Genomic DNA, 7839 nt, shown 5'->3' on the forward strand with positions numbered 1-7839 from the left:
TTACTTCGCCATCGACGCCATGTCGATCACGAAGCGATACTTCACGTCGCTCTTCAACATGCGCTCGTAGGCCTTGTTGACCTCGTCCATGCGGATCATTTCGATATCGGACGTGATGCCGTGCTCGCCGCAGAAATCGAGCATCTCCTGCGTTTCCGCGATCCCGCCGATGAGCGATCCCGCGAGCGAGCGGCGCTTGAAAATCATGTTCATCACCGATGGCGACGGATGCGGATGCTCAGGCGCGCCGACGAGCGTCATCGTGCCGTCACGTTTGAGCAGCGCCATGAACTGATCCAGATCGTGCGATGCGGCCACCGTGTTCAGGATGAAATCGAAACTGTTGGCGTGCGCCGCCATCTGAGCCGCATCTTTCGAGATCACCACTTCATGCGCGCCGAGGCGCTTCGCGTCGTCGATCTTGCCCGGCGATGTCGTGAACAGCACGACATGCGCGCCCATCGCGGCGGCGAGCTTCACGCCCATGTGCCCGAGTCCGCCGAGACCCACGACGCCGACCTTGTGCCCTTTCTGCACGTTCCAGTGACGCAGCGGCGAATATGTCGTGATGCCCGCGCACAGCAACGGCGCGACCGCCGCGAGTTCGAGATTCCCGGGGATGCGCAGCGTGAACGCCTCGTCGACGACGATCGCCGTCGAATAGCCGCCCGCCGTGAAGCCGCCCGACTTTCTGTCCGGCGAGTTGTAGGTTTGCGTGAAGCTTTCGGGGCCGTCGCAGAACTGCTCTAGCCCTTCCTTGCAGGCATCGCAGACGCGGCATGAATCGACCATGCAGCCGACGCCCGCGAGATCGCCCGCCTTGAACTTCGTCACGTCAGCGCCGACCTCGACGACGCGCCCGACGATCTCGTGCCCCGGGACGACCGGATAGTTCGAGCCGCCCCACTCGTTCCTCGCCATGTGCAGGTCGGAGTGACACACGCCGCAGAACAGAATGTCGATGCGCACATCGTTCGGGCCGACATCGCGGCGCTGGATTTCGAGCGGACCGAGCGGCTTGTCGGCGGCGGATGCTGCATAGGAATACGCTTTCAGCATGGTTTGTTTCCCTCTTCGATTCGAATCGTGTGAACAGGATCAGCGCTTGCTCCGCAAGGAGAAACGCGCTTGATGGGACATGCAAGATGGTTTATTTGTGTGCGACAGCGAACGCTTACTCACCGTCCGCTCACTGTCGTTGCCAGCGCGTTGCGAGCGACTTGCCGATCGCGCCGATGCTCTGGCGGCCGGTCACTGCATCGGCAATGTCGTTACTGTATGACTTTGAGACGATCTCTGCTGAAACGACAGCGCGTGCATCACATCGTTTTTCACATCGCTGGAGAATTTGACAATCGTGCGCCCTTCGTCTGGCTCCCCGCTTAAGCGGGATTGTTCGACTGTCGGCGCGCTCTTATGCTTGTCATGCGCGCGGAGACGACGACTCTTTTCGCGCGGCGCCGGGCGGTTCGCGCGCCCGGCGCCTGCTCACGACTCATTCGATCGGCACCTGGAGAAAGTCAGACCATGAAGGCGAAGGCAATCACGGTGAGCATCGACACGCCGGGCGGCGTGGTCTGCGCCGAATTCCATATCGATACGGGCCGCCTCAGGATCTTCGAACGCGGCATGTTGCGCGTCGAACTGTTTCCGCCGCATTCGTGGTTCACGGTGGCTTCGGTGGCCGGCAACAGCCGCTGGGGGACGCGACCGCGCGAAGGGGATCTGCGTCTCGTGCTCGAGAACTTCATTCAGCAACACTTCGGCATCAGCGCGCTTCAGCGTGAATCGTTCATTTGATAAGCAAAACGAATTTTCGACGGTTCATTGACGACTACGCGCCGGCGGCCGATAACCGGGAACCTGATGCAGCGCGCAGTCACACGCGGCCGAAAGCGCCGCCAGCCGCTCCACGCTCTCGCGCATTTCGGCCTGCGTTTGCGCCACGGTCTCGCGCAGCGCTTCGAGCCGGGGCATGAGCCGGTCCGCGATCACATCGCACTCTTCCTTGCGCGTGAGTAGCGCCTCTGCGTCTTCGCGCGCTTCACGAAGCTCCATCAGCGAAACGGCGTTTTGCGCCTGCAGACGCGCATAGCTTTCCGCGAGTTCAGCGAGGCCCATCGACCGCATGCGTTCAACGAAATCGCGCATCGAGCGCATCGCGAGTTCGCCTGCGTCGTAAGCCATGAACTGGGCGTCGTCGATGGAAAGGGAGATACGTCCTTCGGGCGTTGCGAATTCGAGTTTGGTGATGACGCGCAAAAAAGGATGGACTTATTCAAAAAACCGCGTACTTGTGCAAAAAAGATTGGACTTGTTCAAAAAAGTCCATACCGATCCCGGCCTTTGCAGGTCGGAGGCTCACATCCGCCGCACTGAAGCGGTTCATCGACCCGACACGCGACTTAGCCCAAAACACTATTCAGCAATACAGCCCGATGGCATCGCGACATATGTGTGCGTCGCGTTCATCGCACACGCTTAACGAAAATATTTTTCTAACCCAAGATTTCCAGCAGACAGACTGGTTTTTGCGAATTCGCACAGCGCCTACCTCCCGGATTCGTGCATCCGTGTCTTTGATGACCGCCTCGCGCGCTTATACGAAGAGGTCTGCCGTTGCGGACACTGGGACGTCCATCGAATGGACATCTCTCCAACAAGAAACGAGTTTCATATTCGAAGAGGCTATTTAAATGACTTGCAGCTCTGAAATTACGATTGGCGGCTACGAACTGGATGTAATGAGACGCTCCTACACCGTGTGGGAACGATTCGAGAAAAAGGACCGGTTGATTCGCTCGCGCAAGTACCCGCTCCACTGGGACATGCCCCATGGTGAACAGCGAATGGTGCTCGAATTCGTATATTCGGTAACCTCCGACGTGCTTCGCAAGCGTCTCGGACGCGCGGGTTTTACTCGGACAACGTTAGAACAGGAGTTCCTGCGGTACTACGAGACCGTTTGTCGACAATCCGGGAACCTGTTCTTTAAGACCTACCCCGACGCAGAAAGAGCACAGGCTCGCGCGGACGCATTCCGGACTGCCACGCTTGACGACTGGCTGGAAGCGCTCGCGAAGACGGTCAAGGCGGACGTCACGCGGGTGCGACGGAATGCTCGTGCGTCCGCTCATCCCGACGACATCCTGGTGGACATCATCACTGGCTCCGACAGTCCCGCTGACAAGGAACTGAGACCCCGGCACTGCCTTTATGGTTTCCCGTGCAGCTCGCTCGACAACATGGCGGTCGCACTGCTTGAAGTTGTCGGAGGCGAGGTACCGTGCGAGCAGAATGTGTCTATGTTCGTCGAATATCTGGACGATACGACGTTCGATGACATGAGGCTTCGGCTGAAGCAGCCAACCCAAAACGTCGTCTTTCACGACGAGAGCGACATCTAGCAACGCGACGTGCGTCGAATTACTGCGAACGCAGGATCTGACGGCGCGAATCATCGAACCGGACGACTCCCTGCTCTACCTCTCTTAGGCGTAGATCGTGGTCTTCACTGGAATGCGCGCTATCAAACAGGTGAACAAAGGAATTTATATGGAATGCGTCGTACATACCACAATCGGTGGCTATCCAATCGCGAGTACAGTCAATCGTTACAACCGGTGGTACTTCAAGCCGGAAGACCGTCTCATCCGCTGCCGCGAACGGCACCCTGAAATGCTCGACTTCGAGTTTGTGTACTCGATTACGGCCGACACGCTTCGTCGGCGACTCGGCCGGGCCGGATACAACCGTGCTACGTTGGAAAGGGAGTTCTGGAAGTATCGTGAAAAGGTTTGCATGATGTCAGAAGGTGGCAACCTGCATTTCACTGGGGAATCGGCCGAAGCGTACGGAGAAGCGTTCCGGATGTCCGCTTCTCTCGATGGCTGGCTTAATGCCCTCGCGAACGCCGTGGGAACCGGTATAACTCCTGCTCGAAGGGCTGCAGGAGGTTTCGAGGTAACAGGCAATCCGCACGTGGACATCATTACCGGTCCAGACAAGCCGCCCTTTGAAGACCTTGAACCCGAACATGGTCTACTGGGATTTCCGTGCAGTACCTTCAACAACATGGCGGTGGCGTTGCTTGAGGTCACGGACGGAAACGCAGCTTGCGAACTGGACGTGACGTCGTTTGTGCTGCATCGGGGCGACATCACCTTCGATGACATGCTCGGAAGAAGGGACGAATATTAATCTCAACGTGCGCGATTACGGTCGCGCACGTTTTCTGCATCAAGCCCGGCGACGCGCGTTCCCTGATGACCGCTCTCACCTGAGAGTTCGAAGCAGGAGGGTCGCCACTGGCTCGTGGGCACACTACCCCAGCACCGCGCGACTGCCCCAAAGAGCATCGGTACCAATGCACCAATGCGCGTCACCAGACCATATGGACGACAGCGAACACTTCCCGGTAAGACGGAGCAGGCGCAGTCATTCCTTTCGCCTCGGCCGCATCGCAACCTGTCCAGCGAATTGAGGTCTCGAAATTCGACGTAACGTGTCCGTTCGACTTACATGCTCACTTCCCCTTCCTATACTTATAACGCGCGCCACCGGTATCGGACGATTCATCACAAAACAAACAGGAACATGAACCAAACGAACATCACCGACCGGAGCCCGGGCGAAATTTACGCCGAAGCGGGCGACGCGATTTTGAAGTACATGACCGATTGCCATACGACGAGACAATGCTGAAGGGGTATTACCTCGGCTTGGCCCTCGCATATGCCCATCAGCCTCATTCTCGATTCTGGCGCGACTTCAACGTCGACATCGTAGTCAAGCAATCTCGCGGCATCTGCCTGACTATCTCTCCGCGCTCACCGCTTCGGACGAGGCAGCCGACGGTGTTCGGGCGCGAGCGCACTGGTTGGTCAGGTTGCACGCATTTCACGAGTTTGCCGAAGAGATAGTCGCGGAGTTGCCTGTCGTAGAAAGACCGAAGACATCTGAATCCGCAGCCGCGTGGGTTTGTGCCGCGCTCGAAGGAGAAGGTCTGGAGCCGAAGCTCGCTAAGAAGCTGCGAGATGGCTTCCGCGCCGGCGGATGGGAACTCAAAGCTATCAAGCAAGTTAATGAGGCCAGAGCAGCAGGCTTCATTGCGCTTCCGAGCCATTCAATGGCCCGTATTTATCGAAAACATGCTATGCGGCCCGAGGACTGAGTCGTCTGCAACATATGAGAAAGCGAGCGCAACTGTGCTGCGCTCGCGAGATGCAATGCCCTAAATCCGCCGATTAGGGCGGACCCAAACCTTCCTTCATTGTTACGCGACCCGGCAGCACCACTGTTGCCGAGGCTTGCCACCCCGTAGGAGCAAGCCTTCTAGCCGTATATGTTCACCGCGCCGTCCGCCGACGCGTATTCGAACAGACCGCGCATCAACAGATAGTGCTTATAAAACTTCCCCTTCTTGTTCAAACGCACTCGGTCGTCCCACTCATCGAATTCAGCCACCAGCTTTGCAGAGGCGACCGGGCCTATCATACCGCCATTTCCGGAGCGAAAGATGTCACGAAAAGCGACCCGACTGTCGGCTTCGGGGATTTTCCCATCGCATCCTACGAGATAAGACAATTCCACAATCCAGTCGACAAACTCCGAATGGTCGTCGAATACGTAAAATCTCGTTCTTTCTGCGCATGCGTACAGAGCGCTGACATCGAGTCCCTCGGTGAAAAATGGACTCCATGGGTGGCCATATACCTTCACGAATTCGTTCCCGTTTTCACCCGCATCGACCTCGTCATCGAAGCTGGTAATTTTCTTCAAGCCCGTGTAGGCCAAAAAGCTAACTGACATGATTTCCCCTATCAATTGTATGGTTGGCGCGCGAACGACCGCTTAGTTGCGCCGCGCGTCGCAAAATGTCGCGAAGAACGACAGACTTCAGATTGATTGTTTCCTGTCGTCCCCAATGCGACTGATGTCCTGCAAATCAGTATAAGAAGATGAGCAGAGGATAATCAGAAGGAGGTACATGCGGCGCTGGATGGAATTCCCGGCTTCTGACGAAAACGCACTGCTGCGCAAGGACGTATTTTTTCGTTTCCAGATTCATTGACCAGAAGGGTCGACGCGATCAAGGTGGAAATGCTTCGTAGTTGCTTCATCGATGACTCGACTGGCGTCGTGCCAAGTCCGCCAAACCTTTGAGGGCACAAGCTATCAGGGTCACGGCGACACACTGCATGAGCAAACGAGCAATGCCGCGCGAGCGGAACTTGAACGCGCCGCCTCTCGACGGCAAATTGCGGCCAGGCCGCGTCGCGCTTCCGAAGAGTACTATGATATTTGAGCTCCGCGTGCGCGATTGGCAATCGCGCCCGTTTTTCGAAGACGTTACAAACCTGACGCCCTCACCTATGATGCTCCCATCAAGGAGCTTGACGCAGAGCACTTGTCGACACGGAGTATGCGTGCTCCATAACGGCTGATGCCCTCCACCGGCGACTGAGATGCGCTGGATATGAGACGGCCCTCTTGTACGGAGCCACGGAAACTATCGGCTAACAAACACAAGAAAGCCGCCAAACAGAGTCGTCGCGGTTACCGCATTGTCTGTCAAACTGACGATCGTCTGGGCACCGAAACCGACTGACCTGTATCCGTAGGATTTCAGGTCAGCGCAGGCTTCGCAATGGTTCGGCAAGTTGTCTACGTAAACTTGGGAGAAGCCAACCGCGGGAACATCGCCGTGGTCCTGCATTGTTGACTCTAGTTTGGCGACGGGCACCAACGGCACAACCAGGGACTGGCCGGGAACGACTTCAACATCTGTGCCGGTCTCATAGGCGACGTCGCTCACGCTTTGTTCCGCGTGCTGCGGCAGAAACAACGTCACCCTCCGCAGCCGTATAGGCCCGTCGGTACGCGCGTTGTTTACATCCAGCGCGAGGGCACCGTTTCGCGAGACGAAATGTGCTTGAACGCCGTCGGCGATGGTTGCACACGAGGCTGCGCCGGAAAGCAGAAAAAGGGTGGCCGCTGTCAAAAATTTGAGTTTCATATCCAAGTCGATAAATCACAACGTATAACTCATGCGCTATCGCCGAGCTTATTTAGTCGGCCAACGGGATAACGACCCCGTCATCGAAAACTTTAGCTACGCCTTTCTCACCTCGCCAGTAGATCCCAAAGTTTGAGAATGGTGAGAACTTTCGGGAGCACCTTTCGTTGGCTTCCGCCTGGCTCAGGCAAAGATGCGGCCCCAACCTCTCGTGTGGGCTCTCGGGTACCGATTCGCAAAAAAACTCCCACTCAAAACATCTCGGCAATTCAGAAAACTTACTTCAATCAGAAGACTTTTTTCGAACGCGCCACCGAAAACTGTTGGAAACAAGTGGCTAGATGCCGTGTTGCGTCGAAACATGGTCGGTCCACGCACATATACTTTAGCTCCGAGGCACACGCCGCCTCTCTTTTATCTGACTTGCAAAATATGAGCATCAAAGACAACAACTTCACCTCCTCCCTCGACAACGCAGCAGCAGCCGTAGACAACGACGTTGCAGAGACCGCGGCAGCATTCCTCGTGGACTGCGGGCTGAGCGACCAGGACCTGACGGCAGGAATTTGGGAAATGGCGTTGGAGTATGCATACAAGCCGCATCCGCGGTTTTGGCGCGACATCGACCTCGTGGCAGTCGCCGGGGCGATTACTCGCGAATTTCCCAATTGGCGGCGTGCTATGGAAACCGACGGCGGCCCAACCGCGGAAGAAATCCTGCACGAGGTCGACCATGAACTTTTCTGCCTCTTTTGAAATCCGAGTGGGCGGTTTGGCGGGTCGAGGGCGGGCGTGAGCCCGGCGCAGCGAACCCTTGAGGC

General features: G+C 56.9%; 8 protein-coding genes. 4 read left to right on the plus strand and 4 right to left on the minus strand.

The genetic code is table 11. The features are described 5' to 3' along the window. On the minus strand, positions 1 to 1059 hold the full coding sequence (locus tag AWB75_RS33410) for an NAD(P)-dependent alcohol dehydrogenase (protein WP_061128253.1): 1059 nt from the start codon (positions 1057 to 1059) through the stop codon (positions 1 to 3). Positions 1060 to 1527: 468 nt separating this feature from the next. Here AWB75_RS33410 and AWB75_RS33415 point away from each other — a divergent pair, with 468 nt between their 5' ends. Then, the gene (locus AWB75_RS33415) at positions 1528 to 1800 is read left to right on the plus strand and encodes a hypothetical protein (RefSeq protein WP_061128254.1); all 273 of its coding nucleotides are present in this window, start codon (positions 1528 to 1530) and stop codon (positions 1798 to 1800) included. Between the two features lie 24 nt (positions 1801 to 1824). Here the strand turns inward: AWB75_RS33415 and AWB75_RS33420 are convergent, their stop codons facing one another. Beyond that, entirely contained in the window at positions 1825 to 2187 is a 363-nt protein-coding gene (locus tag AWB75_RS33420; protein ID WP_235012370.1) for a hypothetical protein, read from the minus strand. A 509-nt stretch (positions 2188 to 2696) separates the two neighbouring features. On the opposite strand from AWB75_RS33420, the gene AWB75_RS33425 reads away from it, so the two are divergent. Continuing rightward, positions 2697 to 3407 carry a HEPN/Toprim-associated domain-containing protein gene (locus AWB75_RS33425; protein ID WP_061128256.1) on the plus strand — a complete coding sequence of 237 codons (711 nt, stop codon included), beginning with the start codon at positions 2697 to 2699 and terminating at the stop codon, positions 3405 to 3407. Between the two features lie 97 nt (positions 3408 to 3504). Beyond that, positions 3505 to 4200, plus strand: coding sequence for a HEPN/Toprim-associated domain-containing protein (locus AWB75_RS33430; RefSeq protein WP_235012371.1), 696 nt, complete (start codon positions 3505 to 3507; stop codon positions 4198 to 4200). Between the two features lie 1134 nt (positions 4201 to 5334). On the opposite strand, the gene AWB75_RS33440 is transcribed toward AWB75_RS33430, so the two are convergent. After that, entirely contained in the window at positions 5335 to 5811 is a 477-nt protein-coding gene (locus AWB75_RS33440; protein ID WP_061128258.1) for a hypothetical protein, read from the minus strand. Positions 5812 to 6511: 700 nt separating this feature from the next. Continuing rightward, positions 6512 to 7018 carry a hypothetical protein gene (locus AWB75_RS33445; RefSeq protein WP_061128259.1) on the minus strand — a complete coding sequence of 169 codons (507 nt, stop codon included), beginning with the start codon at positions 7016 to 7018 and terminating at the stop codon, positions 6512 to 6514. 432 nt (positions 7019 to 7450) lie between these two features. Between AWB75_RS33445 and AWB75_RS33450 the strand changes: the two genes are divergently transcribed. Then, entirely contained in the window at positions 7451 to 7774 is a 324-nt protein-coding gene (locus tag AWB75_RS33450) for a hypothetical protein (protein ID WP_061128260.1), read from the plus strand. Positions 7775 to 7839: the final 65 nt, after the last annotated feature.

Source organism: Caballeronia catudaia, assembly GCF_001544755.2.
Classification (GTDB): Bacteria; Pseudomonadota; Gammaproteobacteria; order Burkholderiales; family Burkholderiaceae; genus Caballeronia; species Caballeronia catudaia.